Genomic DNA, 20,274 nt, shown 5'->3' with positions numbered 1-20,274 from the left:
TCAGCTCTCCGCGGCGAAGAGACCGGTGGACAGGTAGCGATCGCCCCGATCGCAGACGATGAAGACGATCACCGCGTTCTCCAGGTTTTCCGCCAGGCGCAGTGCACCGGCCAGGGCCCCGCCGGAAGAGACACCGGCCAGAATGCCTTCCTCGCGTGCCAGTCGCCGCATGCCGTCTTCCGCCTCACGCTGGCCGATATCCAGCACCTGGTCCACCCGCGAGGCATCGAAGATGCCGGGCAGGTAGGCTGCCGGCCAGCGGCGGATACCGGCAATGCTGGCGCCATCCTCGGGCTGCAGGCCGATGATCTGGATGTCGGGGTTGTATTCCTTGAGGCGCCGGGACGCGCCCATGATGGTACCGGTGGTGCCCATGGAACTGATGAAATGCGTCAGGCTGCCAGCGGTCTGTTCCCAGAGCTCCGGTGCCGTGGTCTCGTAATGCGCCAGCGGGTTGTCCGGATTGGCGAACTGATCGAGGGGCTTGCCCTCGCCGCGCGCGATCATCGCCTCGGACAGATCGCGGGCCTCTTCCATGCCCCCTTCCTGGCTGACCTGGATGAGACGCGCCCCGAACGCCGCCATGGCCTGCTTGCGCTCGCTGGACGCATTCTCGGGCATGATCAGTACCATCTCGTAGCCCTTGATGGCCGCGGCCATGGCCAGTGCAATGCCGGTATTGCCGGAGGTGGCCTCGATCAGGGTGTCACCCGGGGCAATGTGGCCGCGTTTCTCGGCCTGCTCGAGCATCGACAGCGCCGGACGGTCCTTGACCGAACCCGCCGGGTTGTTGCCCTCGAGTTTCGCCAGCAGAGTATTGTTGCGGCCGGCGGTAATGCGCTTGAGGCGTACCAGCGGCGTGTGGCCGATGGTGTCTTCCAGGGTGGGGAATTGCATTCAGCCTTCCTTATGGAAAAGTCTGTAAAACATTATATCTTCGCCCGCCCGAGCTGGACAGGCATCGACCGCGGCTATGGCATACTGCACCACGACATTTTCCTGCGAGGCGCGCCCATGTCCCTGAAGACACGCCTGATGCTGTGCATTCTCGTACTGCCCCTGACGCTGCTGGCCCTGCTGGTCTTTGCCGTCAGCCAGATGGAATACAGAGAGAATCATCGGCAACTCGCCGAGCGCATGGAGCAGACCACCCGGATGCTGGTGCCGAGCCTGGAACAGGCCCTGAGCGCCGGGGACCCGCAGCGTCTCGAGGCCATCGCCGCTCGCTTGATGGACCTCGATGAGGTTCGCGCCCTGACCATCGAGGCCCCGTCCGGCCGGGCGCTGGTCGAGCAGGGGCGCCTGCGCAGCCTGCCCGAGGCAACGCTCGAGCGGCCCGACAGGCTGGTCGAGCACGATGCCAAATGGCGGCTGCGCTGGCCATTGTCGTCGGCGGATGCGCGTCTGTTGATCGACATCGATGCCTCGGCGCTGGCCCTGAACCATTACCGCAAGCTGGCCAGCGGCGGCCTGATGCTGCTCGTCTGTGGCCTGCTGCTGTTCATCGTCGCCTATTCGACCCTGCGTCGCATCAGTCATCCGCTGGAGGAGGCCAGTGAAAGCCTGTCGCGCCTGACCGCAGGCATGTCGCCCGCCCCGCTGGACCTGCCCGCCGCCGCCGAACTGGCTCGGCTCACCCGGGGCCTGAACATGCTGCGCGACCAGCTGGCGGTCACGCACTCCGACATGCAGACCCGGGTGGAACAGGCCACCAAGGAGCTGCAGGAGTCCATGGAAACCATCGAGGTGCAGAATGTCGAGCTCGACCTGGCGCATCGGCGTGCCCTGGAGGCCAACCGGGCCAAGTCGGAATTCCTGGCCAACATGAGCCACGAGATTCGCACCCCGCTCAACGGCATCATCGGCTTTTGCCGGTTGCTGCAGCGCTCCGAACTGACGGCCCGCCAGCGCGAGTGGCTGGAGCACGTGCAGCGTGCCTGCGACAACCTCCTGATGCTGGTCAACGACGTCCTCGATTTCTCCAAGATCGAGGCCGGCCGCCTCGAACTCGAGCACCGACCGCTGGACATGGTGGTGCTGGTCAACGAGGTCCTCGCGCTGCAGGCGCCCCAGGCCCAGCAGAAGGATCTGCAACTGCTGGGCCTGGTCTATGACGATGTGCCCCTCGAACTGACCGGTGACCCGCTGCGCATCCAGCAGGTACTGACCAACCTGGTGCACAATGCCGTCAAGTTCACCCAGCAGGGCGAGGTCGTCGTGCGGGTCGCCGTGCAGGAGCAGGCCCAGCACCAGACGACACTGCGCATCTCGGTCAGCGATACCGGTATCGGACTCTCGGGCGCCTTCCAGCAGCAGCTCTTCGAGGCCTTCAGTCAGGGCGAAAGCAGCCATCAACGGCGCTTCGGCGGCACCGGCCTGGGTCTCGCCATCTGTCGCCAGCTGGTGGAGCAGATGGGCGGCGAAATCAGTGTCGAAAGTGCCCCCGAACAGGGCTCGGAGTTCGCCTTCACCCTGCCGCTGAACGGCAGCGACACCAGCGAACGCCCTCCCGAGGTGGAGCTCAACGGCCTGCGGGTCGTCATCAGCGAGGCGCACCAGACGACCCGGCGCGCCCTGCGCCACCTCATCAGACGCTGGGGCGCCCGGCCCTACACCCTGGACGAGGCCCTGTCCGAGGAGGTTCAGGTGGCGCTCATCGGCCTGACGGCCGAAGAAGCCGCACAGCCCAACCTGAATGGCTGGCGTGAACGGCTGCCGACGCTGGGCTGCCCGGTCATCCTGATGGTCAATGCCACCCCACCGGAACTGCCCGAAGGCGTCACTTTCCCGCATGGCGGCAAGGTAATCAGCAAGCCGGTATCACGGCATGCGATGGCCGAAGCCATCCAGGAGGTTCATCGCCAGGCGCGCGGCGGCACCAGCCTGCCCGCGGGCGAAGCGGCGCCGTCACTGCCGGCCCCGGAGCCGGCCAGGGCCCGGCATATCCTGTGCGTCGATGACACCGAATCCAACCGGGTACTGCTGAGCGAGCTGATTGAGGATGCAGGCAGCGAGGTGACGACGGCGACCAGTGGCGAAGAGGCGCTGGCGATGGCCGAGCAGCAACGCTTCGACATGGTCCTGATGGACATTCGCATGGAAGGCATGGACGGCGTGGAGGCGACGCGTGCTCTGCGCCGTATGGGAGGCCGCTGGCAGAAGCTGCCGATCATCGCCGTGACCGCCCATGTGCAGGACAATCAGCGCCAGCATCTGCTGGACAACGGTCTCGACGACATGCTGGAAAAACCCATCGACACCCACAAGCTCGATCAGCTCTTTCGTCACCATCTGGGGACAAGTATCGAGACAGCGGCCAGCGCCCCGGCGCCCCAGGCCGCCCCCGAGCGCGACGCCGACGACGAGCTGCCCGAAGTCGACCTGGCGCTGGGTGCCAGTCTCGCCGGGGGACGCGAAGGCCTGGCGCGTCAACTGCTGGATCATCTCATCGACTCGCTGGACGAGAGCGAAGCCGACATTCGGCGCGCCAACGCCGAGGGCGATGACGAGACCCTGCTGGATGCCGTGCACGCCCTCAACGGCGCCTGCCGCTATTGCGGTGTGCCGCGCCTGGCGCTGCTGGTGGAGACACTCGAGACCCGGCTGCGTTCGCGCGGCCGAGACGCCATCCAGCCCTTGCTGCCGGATCTGTATACGGCCATGCAGGGCCTGCGCCACTGGCAGCGGTCTCAGGCTTCGAGCACCACGAAGGCCACGGCCAACTCGGCCTCGTCGGACAGCGAAAGATGATGGCGCTGCACGCCGGCGGCCGTCGCCAGCGCTTGGGCCCGGCCGCTCAGTTGCAGCAGCGGGCGGCCGAGTGAATCATTGACCACCTGGATGTCGGTCCAGCTCATGCCATGCCGCAGCCCGGTGCCCAGCGCCTTGACGAAGGCCTCCTTGGCGGCGAAGCGTTTCGCCAGATAGTTGACCGAGCGGCCTCGGGCCTCAAAGCCGGCGCGCTCGGCCTCGCCCAGCAGCCGCTCGATGAACCGATCGCCGTGACGCTCCAGGGCGCGCTCGAAACGCGCCACCCGGGCGATATCGGTGCCGATGCCGATGATCATGCGCTGCAGCAGCTCCCGTCCGCTTCATGGTCATGATCGTGCTCATGGTCTTCCACCGCGGCCAGCAGGCCGGCTTCCTGACCGGCAATCGCCAGACGCTTCATCTCGGCCACGGCTTCCTTGAGTCCGACGAACAGCGCCCGGCCGATGATCGCATGGCCGATATTGAGCTCGTGAAGGCCGGAAATCGCCGCCACGGCCTCGACGTTGTGATAATTCAGGCCGTGCCCGGCGTTGACCACCAGCCCCAGTTCGACGGCCATCTCGGCCGCCGCCACCAGGCGGGCATGTTCATCGCGCGCAGCCTGCCCCCGAGCCTCGGCATAGGCTCCGGTATGCAGCTCGATGGTCGGCGCGCCGGCCCGAGCCGCGGCCTCGACCTGCTCCACGCAGGGGTCGATGAACAGCGAGACATCGCAGCCCGCGGCCGCCAGGCGCTGACAGGCCTGGCTGACCGATTCCAGGCTGCCCGCCACATCCAGGCCGCCCTCGGTGGTCAACTCGTCGCGCTTCTCCGGTACCAGGCAGACATGCGCCGGCCGCACCTCCTCGGCCAGCGCGATCATCGCCTCGGTGGCCGCCATCTCCAGATTCATGCGCGTGTTGAGGACCTCGGCCAGCAGGCGCACATCACGCACCTGAATATGGCGACCATCCTCGCGCGGATGCACGGTGATGCCATCCGCCCCGGCCTCCTCGGCCAGCAACGCCGCCTGCACCGGATCGGGATAACGGGTACCACGCGCCTGACGCAGCGTCGCGACATGATCGATGTTCACACCAAGCAGAATACGGGGGGGATGCATAGAATCTCCTAAAGTTCGTTTCGAGCTGCGGGAGGCGAGCAGCGAGCAGCGAGCGGCGAGACACGAGCGGCACGGCTGGAAGCTCGAAGCTCGAAGCTCGAAGCTCGAAGCTCGAAGCTCGAAGCTCGAAGCTCGAAGCTCGAAGCCAAGCGTAACTGCTCCCCTACCGGGGTCAAGATGTTACTTCCAGCTTCAAGCTTCCGGCTTCCGGCTTCTAGCTACTCAGCCCTCCTCCGTTCGGCGAGTTGCCGCATCAGTTCCCGCGAGCGCAGGGGTCGGGTGCCGAGCAACGGTGCCAGGGCGGCGCGCATCACGCCCTTGGCGGGGCCGGCGAGTCCGGGGGAGCGCCAGTCACCGCTGGCCAGCAGTTTCAGGGTGCGGCCGTCGATGCCGGGCTGGCCGGGGACGAAGCCGCGCGAGCTGGGGTCGAAGACGTAGCGGCTCTGGGGGTCCAGTGCCTCGCCCTCGGGCCCGCAGAAACGCGGTTCGGCGTCCAGCGCTTCGAGCAGGGACCGTTCCAGTTGGCGCAGGGCACTCGCCCGGGCATCCGGCTTGGGCAGGGCCTCCAGAGTCGCGCCATAGAAGGCGAAGACATCGTCCACCGGCAGTTCAACCGGCAACAAGCGCGCCAGCAGCTCGTTGGCGTAGAGGCCGCAGAGCAGGCCCTCGCCCACCAACATGGCGGCCGAGCCACGGCTTTCCATCAGGCTCATGCGCTTGAGATCGCCACTGCCGCTCCAGGTCACGTGCAGGGGCGCGAACGGCTGCAGGACGCCGCGCAAGCGACTGCCCGGACGCTGGACGCCTCGCGCCACGGCACGCACGCGTCCATGGCGAAAGGTCAGCAGCTCGATCAGGGCGCTGGTTTCGCGGTAAGCACGCTTGTGCAGCAGATACGCCGGTTCTGGTGTCATGGGACGCCGTTCAGAAGAAGTATCGCTCGGGCCGAGCCGGAAATGCGCGCTGCGAGCCCCGGAACAGACGAGCGGCGGGATACGAGATGCGAACCCCACCCCCGAAGCAGGCGAGCGGCGAGATGCGACCCCCACCCCCGAAGCAGACGAGCGGCGAGATGCGAACCCCGACACCGCCCCAGGCTTTGCAGTTTCAAGCCTGCGACGCCCTGCTCGATTCTCGAGGCTCGGAACCCGCAGCTCGAAGCTCGGTGTCAGTCTAAATCATAGCCGAGGCTCTTCAGGGCCCGGTCGTCATCGGACCAGCCCCGCTTCACCTTCACCCAGAGGTTGAGCATGACCTTGGTGCCGACCACGCGCTCCATCTCCAACCGCGCGTCGCGACCGATGTTCTTGATGCGCTCGCCGCGATCCCCGATCAGGATCTTCTTCTGGCCCTGCCGTTCGACCATGATCAGCGCGCTGATATGCGTGATCTCGCTTTCCTCGCGGAACTCCTCGATCTCCACCGTCATCTGGTACGGCAGTTCATCGCCGAGTTGGCGCATGATCTTCTCGCGGACCAGCTCGGCGGCCATGAAGCGCAGGCTGCGGTCGGTGATCTGGTCGTCCGGGAAGAAATGCACGCTCTCGGGGAGGTGCTTGGCCACTTCGGCTTCCAGCTCGGCGACATTGGTGCCGTGCTTGGCGGCGACCGGCACGATGGCGGCGAATTCGCGGCGCCCGCTGACCTCTTCGAGCCAGGGCAGCAGGGTCGACTTGTCGTTGATCCGATCGACCTTGTTGACGGCCAGGATCACCGGCGCCTTGACGGTCGCCAGACGCTCCAGGACGACCTGGTCTTCCGGCGTCCAGCGGGTGCGATCGATGATGAAGACGACGCAGTCGACATCGCGCAGGGCCTGGGTGGCCGCCTGGTTCATGAAGCGGTTGATGGCCTTGTCGCGGTCCTTCTCGAGGGTATGAATGCCGGGCGTGTCGACATAGATGAACTGGGCGTCACCCTCTGTCTTGATCCCCATGACCTGATGGCGCGTGGTCTGTGGACGGCGCGAGGTGATCGAGATCTTCTGGCCGAGTATATGGTTCATCAACGTCGACTTGCCGACGTTGGGGCGGCCCATGATGGCGACGAAGCCACAGGTCTGGGACATGCTCAGGTTCCTCTCTTCTCGAGCTGCGTCAAGGCTTGTTCGGCGGCTTGCTGTTCGGCATGGCGACGGCTGGAGCCGATGCCCTGAGTATGCTCGTCGAGCACCTCGACATGACACTCCACCGTGAAGGTCTGTGCATGCGCTTCACCTTCCACGGAGATCACATCGTAACGCGGCAAGGCGACCTGGCGGGACTGCAGGAATTCCTGGAGTCGGGTCTTGGGGTCCTTCTGGGTGTCCTGGAGGTTGATCATTTCCAGGCGTTCGGCAAACCAGGACAGGACCCGGGTGCGGGCCGTTTCCATGCCGGCATCGAGATAGATGGCACCGATCACGGCTTCCACGGCATCGGCGAGTATCGAGTCGCGGCGATGGCCACCACTCTTCATCTCGCCGGAGCCCAGCCGCAGACACTCGCCGAACTCCATCTCGCGGGCCAGCTCGGCCAGCGTCTGCCCCTTGACCAGGCGCGCGCGCAGGCGCGACAGCTGGCCTTCCCGGGCTTTCGGAAAACGCTGGAAAAGATCCTCGGCGATGACGAAATTGACGATGGAGTCGCCCAGGAACTCCAGGCGTTCGTTGTTGCGGCCACCGTAACTGCGGTGTGTCATGGCCAGTTCCAGCAGTTCGCGCTGGGCAAATTGATGCCCGATGCGTCGACTGAAGATATCGAGGGAATTACTCACGGAACTCCTGCTTTATTCTGACAGCGGTGCTGTTGTCGGTATCTCAATGGATACCCCGCACTTCGGTGAAACTCGGTAGACCGCCATCCCAGTGCATCCACACGGCAAAGGCCTTGCCCACGACGTTCTCCTCGGGGACAAAGCCCCAGTAACGACTGTCATTGGAGTGGTCGCGGTTGTCTCCCATCACGAAATAGTGATCCTCGGGCACCTCGACGCTGCGCATCTGCGGCCCCGGGTCACGGGGATTATTGTAGATTTCATGGGTCAACTCGCCCAGTTGCTCTTTCAGCAGCAGTTCCTCCGGGGCACGTTGCGGACCGGTTTCCAGCAACTCCTTGGGCACGGCCTCGCCGTTCACGTAGAGCTGCTTGTCCTGGTAACGAATCTCGTCACCCGGCAGTCCCACGACGCGCTTGATGAAATTAACCCCGGGGTCCTTGGGAAAGCGGAACACCATGACATCACCGCGCTCGGGTTCGCCCAGCTCGACGACCTTGGTATTCACCACCGGCAGCCGCAGACCATAGGTGAACTTGTTGACGAGGATGAAATCGCCCACGGTCAGGGTGGGCCGCATGGAGCCGGAAGGAATCTGGAAGGGCTCGACCAGAAAGCTGCGCAGCAGCAGCACCACCAGCAGTACCGGGAAGAACGAACGCGCGTAATCCACCGGCCAGGGGTCCTTGAGCGCCTTCTCACGTGCCTTGTGCGACATCTCCTCGAGTTCGCCCGACTCGGCGCTGTCGGCCAGGCGCTGACGCCGTGCCGGACGCCAGAAGAGCACATCCAGAAGCCAGATCACACCGCTCACGGCCACCGCAATGACCAGCAGAAGAGCAAAATCCATTGTCCGCGTCCTTCCTTAGTCGTCGTTCACCTTGAGTACAGCAAGGAAGGCGTCCTGGGGAATCTCCACTCGGCCGACCTGTTTCATGCGCTTCTTGCCTGCCTTCTGCTTCTCGAGAAGCTTCTTCTTGCGGGTCGTGTCACCGCCGTAACACTTGGCCGTGACATTCTTGCGCAGTGCCTTGACGGTGGAACGCGCCACGACGTGTCCGCCGATGGCGGCCTGGATGGCCACGTCGAACATCTGGCGCGGGATCAGCTCTTTCATCTTCTCGACCAGCGCCCGTCCCCGTGGATGGGAATGGTCACGGTGTATGATCACCGCCAGCGCATCGACCCGGTCGCCATTGATGAGGATATCGAGCCGCGCCAGGTTGGCCGGTTCGAAGCGCTCGAAGTTGTACTCGAGTGAGGCGTAGCCCTTGGACAGCGACTTCAGCCGATCGAAGAAGTCCATCACCACCTCGGACATCGGCAGCTCATAGGTCAGCTGGATCTGATTGCCCAGGAACAGCATGTCGAGCTGGGTGCCGCGACGCTGTTCGCACTCGGCGATCACGCTGCCGACGAACTCCTGCGGCACCAGGATGCTGGCCCGCACCACCGGCTCGCGCATTTCCTCGACATCGGCCATGTCGGGCAGCTTGGAGGGGTTGGAGACATACTCGAGCTCGCCGCTCTTCATGGACAGCTCATAGACCACGGTGGGGGCCGTGGTCAGCAGGTCAAGGTTGTATTCGCGCTCGAGCCGCTCCTGGATGATCTCCATGTGCAGGGTGCCGAGGAAGCCGACCCGGAAGCCGAAGCCCATGGCGTCGGAGTTCTCGGGCTCGTAGTCCAGGGAGGCATCATTGAGCGCCAGCTTTTCCAGGGCGTCGCGAAACTCCTCGTAGTCATCGGAGCTGACCGGGAACATGCCGGCGTAGACCTGCGGCTTGACCTTCTGGAAGCCCGGCAGGCGCGGTACGTCCGGTGTTTTGGAATGGATGATGGTGTCACCCACGGGGGCACCCTGGATGTCCTTGATGCCGGCCACGATGAAGCCGACCTCGCCGGCCCGCAGCACATCGGTCTGGCGACGCTGCGGGGTGAAGATCCCCACCTCGGTGGTTACCCAGTCGCGCCCGGTCGAGGTGATGCGAATCTTGTCGTGCTTGTTCAGGGTGCCGTCGAAGAGGCGCACCAGCGAAACCACGCCCAGGTAGTTATCGAACCAGGAATCGATGATCAGGGCCTGGAGCGGCGCGTCGGGATCCCCCTTGGGGGGCGGAATGTCACGCACCAGGCGTTCCAGCAGTTCATCGACGCCGAGGCCGCTCTTGGCCGATACCTGGCAGGCATCCGTGGCGTCCAGGCCGATGATCTCCTCGATCTCTTCGCTCACCTTGGCGGTATCCGCCTGGGGAAGGTCGATCTTGTTGAGTACCGGCAGTACCTCGAGCCCCTGCTCGATGGCGGTATAGCAGTTGGCGACGGACTGGGCTTCCACGCCCTGGGCGGCATCGACCACCAGCAGGGCGCCTTCACAGGCATACAGCGAGCGCGACACCTCGTAGGAGAAGTCGACGTGGCCGGGCGTGTCGATGAAGTTGAGCTGATAAACGTTGCCATCCTGGGCGTGATAATCCAGCGTCACCGACTGGGCCTTGATGGTGATGCCACGCTCACGCTCGAGATCCATCGAGTCGAGCACCTGCTCCTTGAGCTCGCGATCGGTCAGACCACCACAGACCTGGATCAGGCGATCCGCCAGGGTCGACTTGCCATGGTCAATGTGCGCGATTATCGAGAAATTCCGTATCCCGTTGATTACTTTACGGTTATCGATGTCTGCCATTCAGGGTTATCCGTTTCATGAACGCGTCGGTGTACAGCCGGTGAATGACTATCTCGGGCCGACGCGTCGTGTGAGATGGCGGCATTGTAGCGGGATGAGCCCCACAGATACAGCAACCCAACGGACAAACCGTTGGGTTGCAACGGACAAACCCGTTGGGTCGCGAGTCACATCAGGATGCGAGAGCCGGCATCAGGGCCCTCGTCACTCCTGTGTCAGGCGCAGGGCCACATAGTAGGAATGGCCATTGCGATACAGGCGCACCGGCACCGAGCGATCCTCGGGCAACTCGCCGATCAGTTCGCCCAGCTGCTGAGGGCTCTCCACGCTGTGCTCGCCGATGCTGACCAGGATATCACCAGCGCGGATTCCGGCTGCGGACGCGATACTACCGGGCTCGACATTGACGACGCGAACGCCATTGTCGACGGCTTCATCATGCTGGCCCTCCTGCAACGGCTGAACCGCAATGCCCAGGCGTTCCGGGGCCGTGTCATTGCCGCCCCCGGCGCCGGCCTGCTGACTCTCGGGCCAGTCGCTGACGGTGACCGTGACCGTCTGGCGCTCGCCATTGCGCAGCACCCTCAGTTCGACATCGTCACCCGGCGTGACACTGCCGATGAGACGCGGCAAGGTGCTGGACTTGTCGACCGCCTGACCGTCCACTTCGAGAATCACATCGCCGGCCTTGAGACCATCACGAGTGGCCGGGCCCTCGGGGTCCAGGTCGGCCACCAGGGCACCCTTGGGCGAATCCATGCCGAAGGAGTCGGCCAGATCACGGGATACCGGCTGGATCATCACGCCCAGCCAGCCGCGGCTGACGGAGCCGTCATTGCGCAGCTGGTCCGCCACGTCCATGGCCACGTCGATGGGAATCGCGAACGACAGCCCCATGTAGCCACCACTGCGGGTGAAGATCTGCGAATTGATGCCGATCACCTCGCCGTCCAGGTTGAACAGCGGCCCCCCGGAGTTGCCCGGGTTGATGGCCACATCGGTCTGGATGAAGGGCACATAGACATCCTGCGGCAGGGTCCGGTCCATGGCACTGATGATGCCGGACGTCACCGAGTGGTCCAGGCCGAAGGGCGAGCCGATGGCAGCCACCCACTGCCCCACCTTGAGGTGTTCCGAATTGCCCAGCTCGAGCGTGGGCAAGTCTTCGGCATCGACCTTGAGCACGGCGACATCGGTCTTGGCATCGGCGCCGACCAGCTCGGCCTTGAGCTCACGCCCGTCATTGAGACGCACGAGGATCTCGTCGGCTTCCTTGACCACATGGGCATTGGTCATCACATAGCCGTCCTGGCTGATGATGAAGCCCGAGCCGAGGGAATGGCGCTCTTCACGGGGCCCCTGATTGCCCCCCTGACTGCCGGGTGGCATGGGCATCTGATCGCCAAAGCGCTTGCGCAGGAAGTGCTCGAAAAAGTCCGGCAGCTCCTGGCCACCGAACTGGTTGAACGGATTGCTGCGACTCTGGATTTCCCGCGAAGTCGAGATATTGACGACCGCCGGTGCTGCATCCTCCACCAGTTGCGTGAAATCCGGCAGCTTCTGGGCCATGGCCGACTGACTGACCACCAGCGTCAGGCCGAGCAGCATACACAGGGCAAGGTAGCGCGACATGCGTATCATGAAAGGCTCCTGTGACAGGATTGAATGACAAGGCTTGGGGAAATGGCCCGCTGTATCACCGAGCCACCCTGTATGAACAACAGTGATCGGCAAAGGTTCCGCGCTGCGGGATGGCAGGCGGCCTGAGAGGGTGTTTACAAAAGTCACGAGCGACAGTCAGGGCGAAGCGCGACTGTCCTGACTGACCGCAGCCGTGCTCTGCCCGCCCTGCCACTCGATGGATTCCGCAACGCGTTGCAGCACGCCAGGCGGCATTTCACCCAGCACGACGACCTGGCGGGGTTCGCCGCCCATTTCGCGATGACGCACGGCCGCATGAGATACGCCGAGACGATGCAGTCCCGGCTTGAGCAATTGCTGCCCCGCTACCGTCTCGACGAACAGGCTCAGGGTGGCGAGGCCATCGCCATACAGCTGCTGATCGCCGGACCCGACGCCGAGCGCCTTCTCGGAGACGGCACGCGGCTCGAAGCCTTCGGGCAGCCAACCCGGCTGCCAGGCGGCGTCACGCGAGGGCGTTTGCGGAGAGGAGGCCTCGATATCGCCACGATACAGCCTGGGGTCTCGCAGCTCGGTCATCTGAAAGGTTTCGATGGCGCGCCCCCGCTCGTCCAGCAGCATCTGCTTGAGGGGCAGCATGGTGTCGGCATCCAGCCACAGGCGTCGTCCATAGCGCTGATCATCCAGCGGCTCGATCTCGAGGATGCGCGCGGAGCGACCGGCAATCCTGGCGTCCCCGGCCATGCGCAGCCGGTAGAGGGCATTCACTGACTCGGCACTGGCCAGGGCGGTCGCCGCGCTGGTGTCGTCACCCGGGTGGACAATGCCTCCCCGGCGCTCGTGGACCACCGGCGGGCCATCCAGGAAGCGGGCCACCTCCTGCTCCACTCCCTGCTGAACATCATGGGAAATCGCCAGGGTTCTGACCCCGGAAGACCCAATGCGCACCGCCCGTGCCTGATAGATATAGCAATGGCTGGCCAGCCGACTGCGCGTGAACCACTCCCGGGCCGAGGCCGGTGCCTCACGCTCGTCCAGGCCGGCGCACTGCAGGGCGGATGCCGGGTCGTCCGTCGCCTGTTGCGCCATGGCCGGCCAGGCCATGACACCTGCCAGGATGGCGCCGACCAGGCGCCAGCGGCGTGACCGAGTGCCCCACTGCCACATCAGCGCTGCCCCAGAGACTCGCTTCCGGTGGAGCGCAGCATCGGCATCCAGGCGTCCACGCCACTACTCGCCGTGCCCTCGGCATGACGGTCCAGGTAGGACTGCAGCAAGCGCGCCTGCTGCTGATCCATGCGCAGCGACTGACGCTGGCTCGACGGCATCATCGTCGGATATGCCTCGGCACCGACCGTCATCATTCCGCTGTTGGTGGCCGACGAGGACTGGAACATGGGCAGGTCGGACAGCGAGGGGCCCTGATTGGCCGGAACCGCACCACTGTTGGCGGAGGGCGCCGACAGGCTGGCCACGGAGGCGCCACCGGATGCGCCACCCTGGCTGGCCAGAGTCGCCGTCCCGGCCGCTGTGGTGCTGCCGGCCGAGGAGCCGTTGTCGCCGCTCGCCAGGGGAGCCGCTTCCTCACCGCCCAGCGGCGAAGCACCGTTGTAGAACTGCACACCGGTAATGACCATCAGCGAAACCGCCGCGGCCACACCGGCACTCCGTGCCAGCGGCAGGGAACGTCGCGATGCCGGGGTCGGCTCGGAAGCCGGCAGCGGTTCCTCCTCCAGGCGCGCCATGACACCCGCGGAGAGATCGGTGCTGGTATCGACGTCCGACTCATGACGCAGCATGCTGCGCATCAGATGGTAGCGACGCCAGGCATCCGCAGCATCGGGTTCGTCGTCCAGGGATTTCAGTACACGACGCAACTCGAGCTCATCACCCTCGTTGTCCATCAGTGCGGAAAGCGATTCCCGTGCGTTCTGACTCATCTCTTCACACCCTCACACTCTTCAAGGCTGGCCTGCCTTGCATCCATTGGAAGCCCGCTCGTCCGGCTTCCGGCCCGCCAGGGCCGGCACTTCCGGGAAGCCTCTGCTCCATCGCAAACAGGCCGGTCACCGCATATGACGTCACAAAGCCGCGACAGTTCAGTGAATCGACAAAAACCATGCAATTTGCCCTCATCAGGTAACGGACTCCTGGTTGCGAGCCGTGGTGACCAGCGGCTGGATATGCTGATCCACCGCCTCACGGGCCCGAAAGATGCGCGAACGCACCGTCCCTACCGGGCACTCCATGATGTTGGCGATATCTTCATAGGAAAGGCCATCGAACTCACGCAGGGTGATCGCCGTGCGCAGGTCTTCCGGCAGACCTTCGATGGCCTCGAAGACCGCGGCCTGCAGCTGGTCCCTGGCGATGGACGCCTCGGGGGTCTCGATATCGGCCAGCCGGCCGCTGTGATCCACCACCTCGGCATCGGCGATATCCATGTCGCTGCCCGGCGGCCTTCGCCCCTTGGACACCAGATGGTTCTTGGCCGTATTGATGGCGATGCGATACATCCAGGTATAGAAGGCGCTATCGGCGCGAAACTTGCCGAGTGCCCGATACGCCTTGATGAAGGCCTCCTGGGCCACATCCTGTACCTCGGCATGATCGTGGACATAGCGTCCGATCAGGCCGATGATCTTGTGCTGGTATTTCTTGACCAGCAGGTCGAAGGCCCGGGTATCCCCTTTCTGGGCCCGTTCGACCAGCTGCTGATCGGTCTCCCGAGTCGTGCCCATTCAAGGCCTCCCCGGGCTGGAAGAATGTCGAAGCGCCAGAAGCTGGCAAAGTGCTGAAATGGGTGTTGCGTGCATAGTTGTCAACCTGAAGCCCTGGCCGCTGGGTACCATATCATCATGTGCCCCCCGCCATCGGAAAGCCTGCAGAAACGCCGGTTTTCCGATGTCGGGGGGCTGTCAGAACAGGAAGCCTGTCAAAAAGGACACAAGTGTTCCTGTTTCAGGGGCTTTCATCAAGCCGGTGGCCCCGAACCGCCCTTGCGCCGCTCAGACAACCCTTCGCTTCAAGGGTTCCAGACGATTGAATTTACACGGCTCGCGGGCGATAGTAGGTACCATTCCGAATACCGAGCCCGGTTCACCAACAGCGCTGACACCTACAGGTAGCAACATGTCCGAACAACAGGTCAACAACCTCAACGTCCTCTCCGAGGATGTCCTCATCACCCCGTCGGAACTCAAGCAGGCCATTCCGCTGGGTGGCGAAGCCGAACGCACGGTGATCGAGGGACGCGAGACCATCCAGAACATCCTCGAGGGCCGTGATCCCCGGCTGCTGATGGTCGTCGGCCCCTGCTCGATTCATGACGTGGATGCCGCGATGGACTATGCGCGGCGCCTGCGCCAGCTGGCCGATGAGGTCAAGGACAGCTTGTATATCGTCATGCGGGTCTATTTCGAGAAGCCGCGCACCACCGTGGGCTGGAAGGGCCTGATCAACGACCCTCATCTGAACGGCTCCTTCGAGATCGAGGAAGGCCTGCACAAGGCGCGCCAGCTGCTGGTCGACCTCGCCGAGCTGGGCCTGCCGCTGGCCACCGAGGCGCTCGACCCGATTTCCCCTCAGTACCTGCAGGACTGCATCAGCTGGTCGGCCATCGGTGCGCGCACCACCGAATCCCAGACCCACCGGGAAATGGCCTCCGGCCTGTCGTCTCCGGTCGGTTTCAAGAACGGCACCGACGGCAGCCTGGATGTCGCCGTCAACGCCCTGCAGTCGGTGGCCAGCCCGCACAACTTCCTGGGCATCGACCAGAGCGGCCAGGTGGCCATCATCCGTACCCGGGGCAATCGCCACGGCCATGTGGTGCTGCGCGGCGGCAACGGCAAGCCCAACTACGACAGCGTCAGCGTGGCACTCGCCGAGCAGGAACTGCAGGCCGCCGGGGTCGAACCCAACATCATGATCGATTGCTCCCACGCCAACTCCAACAAGGACCCGGGCCTGCAGCCACTGGTACTGGAGAACGTCACCAACCAGCTGCTCGAGGGCAATCGCTCGATCATCGGGCTGATGGTCGAGTCCAACCTGGGCTGGGGCAAGCAGAAGATCCCGGCAGACATCAGCCAGCTGACCTACGGGGTCTCCATCACCGATGCCTGCATCGACTGGGAGGCCACCGTGGACGCCTTCAAGACCATGAACGACAAGCTGGCCGAGACCCTGGCGGCACGTCGCCACAACGACTGACCCGCCAGCGACTCTCCGCGGCATGGCATTGCGATCTCGCCCCGACCTTCCGGGGCGAGTGTCGTTGTGGGGCCGAGGTCAGGACGACTGGCGCACGCCGTCGATTTCCCGCGTGAAGGGTGGCAGGGCGTCGAGCAGCGCACGGCCATAACGCCGGGTCAGGACGCGACGGTCGAGCAGCGTGATGCGCCCCTCGTCGGCTTCCTTGCGAATCAGGCGGCCGCAGGCCTGAACCAGCTTGATCGAGGCGTCCGGTACGCTGATGCGCATGAAGGGGTTGCCGCCCTGGCTCTCGATCCATTCGGCCAGGGTCGCCCCTACCGGGTCATCCGGCACGGCAAACGGCAGGCGGGTGATGACCACATGGGTCAAGTACTCGCCGGGCAGGTCGATGCCTTCGGCAAAGCTTGCCAGGCCGAAGAGAATGCTCCCCTCCCCCTTGTCCACCCGTTCGCGATGGCGTTCCACCAGCTCGCGCTTGGGCAGGCGATCCTGGGCCAGCACGCGCTCGCGCCGCTCTCGACTAAGGGCCTTCTCGACACCGCGCAGCTGGGCCCGCGAGGAGAACAGCATGAGCACGGCTTCGGTCTCGCCGAGCGCCTCGACGAAGTCGACGATGGCGCGCTCGTGGCCGTCGCGGTCCGCCGGATCGACGGCTTCGGGCGGCACGCTGAGCACCGCCCGTGAATAGTCGAAGGGGCTCGGCAGGCGCTGATAGCGATAGCGATTGGCCAGGCCGGCGCGCTCCTGGAGGCGTTCGAAACGCCCCAGCGCGGTCAGCGTCGCCGAGGTCACCACGGCGCCGTGGCAGCGCCCCCAGAGCGACCTGGCCAGGGTGTGGGCCGCCGACACCGGGCTCGCCGAGAAGGTCAGTTCGGGCTCGCCGCCGAAGCGCTCGAGCAGCAGCCAGCGCGCCCTGGGGGGTTCATCGGCGGGGTCCGGCTCGGCAAAGGCTTGCCACAGGGCATGGGCTTCCAGTGCCCGGCCGTGCAACAGGGCCATCAGTGGCAGCCAGGCCTCGGCCTGCTCGCGGGGCAATCCGGTGGATTTCTCGGGATCGAGGCTTTCGCGCAGGATGTCGCTCATCGATTCCAGGTTGCGCGAGAGTTCGCCGAAGATGGTCACCAGTGCCTCGGCGGCCTCGCGCATGGCCTCGGGCACACGCCCCATCTCGAAGCGATGCTGGGCGCCGTCTTCGCTGTCATTGAGGCCTTCCGGCCGTCCGGCGAGCTGATGCCCCAGCGAGAAGACCTCGCCCAGACGCGGCTCCAGTGCCTCGATGGCCTGGGGCAGCGTGGCCAGCAGGCGCGCCAGCGTCTGTTGCTGGCCGAGCTGCTGGTTGAGTTCGGAGAGGGATTTCTTAAGCGTGCTGAGCCAGCGCAGGCCTCCGCCCACGGCGAAGCGGTGGGTGAAGTGGTTGATGGCCTTGTCGGGAAGGTGGTGCCCTTCATCGAAGACATACAGGCAGTCGCCCGGGTCCGGCAGCACGACCCCGCCGCCCAGTGCCAGATCGGCCAGTACCAGGTCGTGATTGGCGACGATGATATCGGCATTGTCCAGATGCCGGCGCGCCCGGAAGAAGGCGCAGGCGCCGAAGTGGCCACAGCGGCGATTGGTGCACTGGCGGTGGTCCACGGTGAGCTTGCGCCAATGGCTATCGTCGATGGCTTCCGGCCAGCTGTCGCGATCGCCTTCCCAGCGGCCGTTGCCGTAGGCTTCGCCGAGGGACTTCACGAGTTTCTGGAAGTCATCGCCGCCGCTGTCGAGTGACTGCTCGAACATCGACAGGGTGGGATTGTCCTCGCCCCCTTCCATGGCCGAATCGAGACGCGAGACACAGACATAGCGGCCGCGCCCCTTGGCCAGGGCATAGTCGAAGGACAGGCCGCTGTGCGCCTTGAGGGCCGGCAGGTCCTGGTGCAGCACCTGTTCCTGCAGCGCGACCGTGGCGGTGGCGATGACCAGGCGCTTGCCGCGTGCCTTGGCCACCGGCAGTGCGGCCAGCAGATAGGCCAGGGTCTTGCCCGTGCCGGTACCGGCTTCCAGCACGCAGACATGCTCGTCGCTGGTGCGCCGCCCCTCGCCATCGGACTCGATACCGGCCAGGGTGCGGGCAATCTCGGCAATCATCAGCCGCTGGCCGTAACGCGGCGTCAACTCGAGGCCCTCGAGAACACGGCGGTAAGCGGTCTGGATCTCGTCCTTCAGGACCTCGTCAAGCATATTCACCCATACACAAGGGCGGCTTGCACGGCGACAGGCCGACGCAGAGGCGCTGTGAACCCATCCCTGGGCGCTACCGATTCCATCCCTGGAATCGGACCTCCGCTCTGGCCTGTCCCCGTCGCCGCTTACCAGTGGCTCATTCAGCCCCAATCATCATTCTTCAAGCGGCGTAGCCGCTGTCTTCCTTCTTCCCGGCTTACAGCTTATAGCTCACAAAAGCCCTTCCGGCGGATGCTCGCAGGGCAGCTTGTCGTTGATGTAACGCTCGATCTCGGGCAGCGAGAAGGCGTCTTCCTCACCCACGAAGCTGATCGACACGCCCTTGGCGCCGGCGCGGCCGGTGCGACCAATGCGGTGGACATAGTCCTCGGGGTCTTCGGGCAGGGTGTAGTTGATGACGTGGCTGACATCCTCGATGTGAATGCCGCGCCCTGCCACATCCGTGGCCACCAGTACCTGCACCTCGCCTTCGCGGAACTGCTCCAGGGTGGTGATGCGCTGCTTCTGCGGCACGTCGCCGGAGAGCATGGCCACACTGATGTCGGCCTTGCGCAGCAGGTCGTTCAGCTTGCGCACCAGGTCGCGACGGTTGCCGAATACCATGACGCGATCGAAGCTTTCCTGCTGCAGCAGCTTGACCAGCAGGCGTTGCTTGTCGTCGTCACCGACCATGTAGACGCGCTGGTCGATGTCGGCCGCGTTGTCGACGGTCACCTCGATGTCCACGTGGGCCGGCTTCTCGGTCCACTGCTCGGCCAGGTTGAGGATGTCGTCGGTGAAGGTCGCCGAGAACAGGAAGGTCTGACGCTCCGGTGTCTTCGGCGTGTGACGAATGATGCGCTTGACGTCGGGGATGAAGCCCATGGACAGCATGCGATCGGCTTCGTCGAGCACCAGTACCTCGACCTGTGACAGGTCGACATCACGCTTCTCGTGGAAGTCCAGCAGCCGGCCGGGCGTGGCCACCAGCAGGTCCAGCTTCTTGTCGAGGGCATCGCGTTGCTTCTGGTAGTCCATGCCGCCGACGACGCTGGCGATATTCAGCTTGGTGAAGCGCGCCAGGGCCTTGGCATCCTTCTCGATCTGCAGCGCCAGTTCACGGGTCGGGGCAATGATCAGTGAGCGCGGTGCCCCGGTTTTCTGACCATCCGGCGCCTGCTCCTCGAGGAAGTAGGTCAGAATGGAAATCAGGAAGGCCGCGGTCTTGCCGGTGCCAGTCTGCGCCTTGCCGACCATGTCGCCGCCCAGCAGGGTGTTGCTCAGCGCCTCGGCCTGGATCGGAGTACAGTACTCGAATCCCTGGGCGTGAATGGCGCGCATCAGCGGCAGCGGCAGATCGAAGTCATGAAATCGCCACTTGCCCGCCACCGCGGGCACCTGGAACTGGCGGAGGTCCCAGTTCGACTGACGGCGGCGCGGCTTGCGACGGCGACGCTTGGGCTTGCGGTTCTGGGCCGGTGCTGTGGTCTGTTCCGACTCGCTCATAGGCTGTGCTGTCTCGTCCGTGTTGTGGATGGATGCGTGACACAAAGGACCATTGTATCAGTTCTCGCGCTTGTAGGGCGCGTCCCTGGCTGTCGACGCTTCCCCGGGGCCTGATAGAATATGCCCTTCAACCGAGGAGTCATGCGTCATGACACGACGAAAGAAGACACGCTCACTGTCCGACAAGGTGACGATCCGCACCGGTCGACGCAAGGACTACAAGCAATGGCGTCACGAGAACCCGGATGAAGTGGGCTCGTCGCGCCGCTTCGTGAGCAAGAAGCGTCAGCAGCGCAAGGCCCAGGCGGCGCGCAAGCAGGCACGCCAGGAATCCGGCCAGCAGATTGCCATTCATCCCGAACGCCGCACGCCTGACCGCTCGAACGAGGACGACTGA

17 protein-coding genes are annotated in these 20,274 nt (G+C 64.6%); 3 read left to right on the top strand and 14 right to left on the bottom strand.

The genetic code is table 11. The features are described 5' to 3' along the window. On the bottom strand, positions 1-897 hold the full coding sequence (gene cysM / locus QWY79_RS12770; RefSeq protein ID WP_290273291.1) for a cysteine synthase CysM: 897 nt from the start codon (positions 895-897) through the stop codon (positions 1-3). A 117-nt stretch (positions 898-1,014) separates the two neighbouring features. On the opposite strand from cysM, the gene QWY79_RS12765 reads away from it, so the two are divergent. After that, on the top strand, positions 1,015-3,750 hold the full coding sequence (locus tag QWY79_RS12765) for an ATP-binding protein (protein WP_290273289.1): 2,736 nt from the start codon (positions 1,015-1,017) through the stop codon (positions 3,748-3,750). Here QWY79_RS12765 and QWY79_RS12760 read toward each other — a convergent pair. The 11 genes from QWY79_RS12760 to rpoE form a co-directional block, all read right to left on the bottom strand. After that, positions 3,690-4,067, bottom strand: coding sequence for a holo-ACP synthase (locus tag QWY79_RS12760; RefSeq protein WP_290273286.1), 378 nt, complete (start codon positions 4,065-4,067; stop codon positions 3,690-3,692). The genes QWY79_RS12765 and QWY79_RS12760 overlap by 61 nt on opposite strands. Further along, positions 4,064-4,873 (bottom strand): pyridoxine 5'-phosphate synthase, encoded by an 810-nt coding sequence (pdxJ, locus tag QWY79_RS12755; RefSeq protein WP_290273284.1) that lies wholly within the window; start codon positions 4,871-4,873, stop codon positions 4,064-4,066. Before pdxJ ends, QWY79_RS12760 begins: the two co-directional genes overlap by 4 nt. 218 nt (positions 4,874-5,091) lie before the next feature. Then, positions 5,092-5,787, bottom strand: coding sequence for a DNA repair protein RecO (recO, locus tag QWY79_RS12750; RefSeq protein WP_290273282.1), 696 nt, complete (start codon positions 5,785-5,787; stop codon positions 5,092-5,094). 254 nt (positions 5,788-6,041) lie between these two features. Continuing rightward, positions 6,042-6,941 (bottom strand): GTPase Era, encoded by a 900-nt coding sequence (era, locus tag QWY79_RS12745; RefSeq protein WP_290273280.1) that lies wholly within the window; start codon positions 6,939-6,941, stop codon positions 6,042-6,044. Between the two features lie 2 nt (positions 6,942-6,943). Beyond that, positions 6,944-7,627, bottom strand: a complete 684-nt coding sequence (gene rnc / locus QWY79_RS12740) for a ribonuclease III (protein WP_141320240.1) — start codon at positions 7,625-7,627, stop codon at positions 6,944-6,946. A gap of 43 nt (positions 7,628-7,670) precedes the next feature. Continuing rightward, positions 7,671-8,477, bottom strand: coding sequence for a signal peptidase I (gene lepB / locus QWY79_RS12735; RefSeq protein WP_290273278.1), 807 nt, complete (start codon positions 8,475-8,477; stop codon positions 7,671-7,673). Positions 8,478-8,492: 15 nt separating this feature from the next. After that, complete coding sequence (lepA, locus tag QWY79_RS12730; RefSeq protein WP_290273276.1) at positions 8,493-10,313, bottom strand: translation elongation factor 4; 1,821 nt, start codon at positions 10,311-10,313, stop codon at positions 8,493-8,495. Between the two features lie 204 nt (positions 10,314-10,517). Next, positions 10,518-11,954 carry a DegQ family serine endoprotease gene (locus tag QWY79_RS12725; RefSeq protein ID WP_290273274.1) on the bottom strand — a complete coding sequence of 479 codons (1,437 nt, stop codon included), beginning with the start codon at positions 11,952-11,954 and terminating at the stop codon, positions 10,518-10,520. A 156-nt stretch (positions 11,955-12,110) separates the two neighbouring features. After that, positions 12,111-13,121: a MucB/RseB C-terminal domain-containing protein gene (locus QWY79_RS12720; RefSeq protein WP_290273273.1), complete on the bottom strand. Its 1,011-nt coding sequence runs from the start codon at positions 13,119-13,121 to the stop codon at positions 12,111-12,113. Next, the gene (locus QWY79_RS12715; RefSeq protein ID WP_290273271.1) at positions 13,121-13,894 is read right to left on the bottom strand and encodes a sigma-E factor negative regulatory protein; all 774 of its coding nucleotides are present in this window, start codon (positions 13,892-13,894) and stop codon (positions 13,121-13,123) included. Before QWY79_RS12715 ends, QWY79_RS12720 begins: the two co-directional genes overlap by 1 nt. A gap of 195 nt (positions 13,895-14,089) precedes the next feature. Further along, positions 14,090-14,695 carry an RNA polymerase sigma factor RpoE gene (gene rpoE / locus QWY79_RS12710; RefSeq protein WP_290273269.1) on the bottom strand — a complete coding sequence of 202 codons (606 nt, stop codon included), beginning with the start codon at positions 14,693-14,695 and terminating at the stop codon, positions 14,090-14,092. Positions 14,696-15,086: 391 nt separating this feature from the next. Here rpoE and QWY79_RS12705 point away from each other — a divergent pair, with 391 nt between their 5' ends. After that, entirely contained in the window at positions 15,087-16,166 is a 1,080-nt protein-coding gene (locus QWY79_RS12705) for a 3-deoxy-7-phosphoheptulonate synthase (protein ID WP_290273267.1), read from the top strand. A gap of 78 nt (positions 16,167-16,244) precedes the next feature. Here QWY79_RS12705 and dinG read toward each other — a convergent pair whose 3' ends face one another. Both dinG and QWY79_RS12695 read right to left on the bottom strand, forming a co-directional pair. Next, positions 16,245-18,389 (bottom strand): ATP-dependent DNA helicase DinG, encoded by a 2,145-nt coding sequence (gene dinG, locus QWY79_RS12700; RefSeq protein ID WP_290273265.1) that lies wholly within the window; start codon positions 18,387-18,389, stop codon positions 16,245-16,247. 213 nt (positions 18,390-18,602) lie between these two features. Continuing rightward, a complete protein-coding gene (locus QWY79_RS12695) occupies positions 18,603-19,877 on the bottom strand; it encodes a DEAD/DEAH box helicase (RefSeq protein WP_290273263.1) in 1,275 nt (424 codons plus the stop codon). 148 nt (positions 19,878-20,025) lie between these two features. Between QWY79_RS12695 and QWY79_RS12690 the strand changes: the two genes are divergently transcribed. Next, positions 20,026-20,274, top strand: coding sequence for a hypothetical protein (locus QWY79_RS12690; protein WP_290273261.1), 249 nt, complete (start codon positions 20,026-20,028; stop codon positions 20,272-20,274).

Source organism: Halomonas sabkhae (assembly GCF_030409265.1).
GTDB classification, from domain to species: Bacteria; Pseudomonadota; Gammaproteobacteria; order Pseudomonadales; family Halomonadaceae; genus Halomonas; species Halomonas halmophila.
Note: the sequence above shows the minus strand (reverse complement) of the source record. Positions and strands in the feature narration are given on the sequence as shown.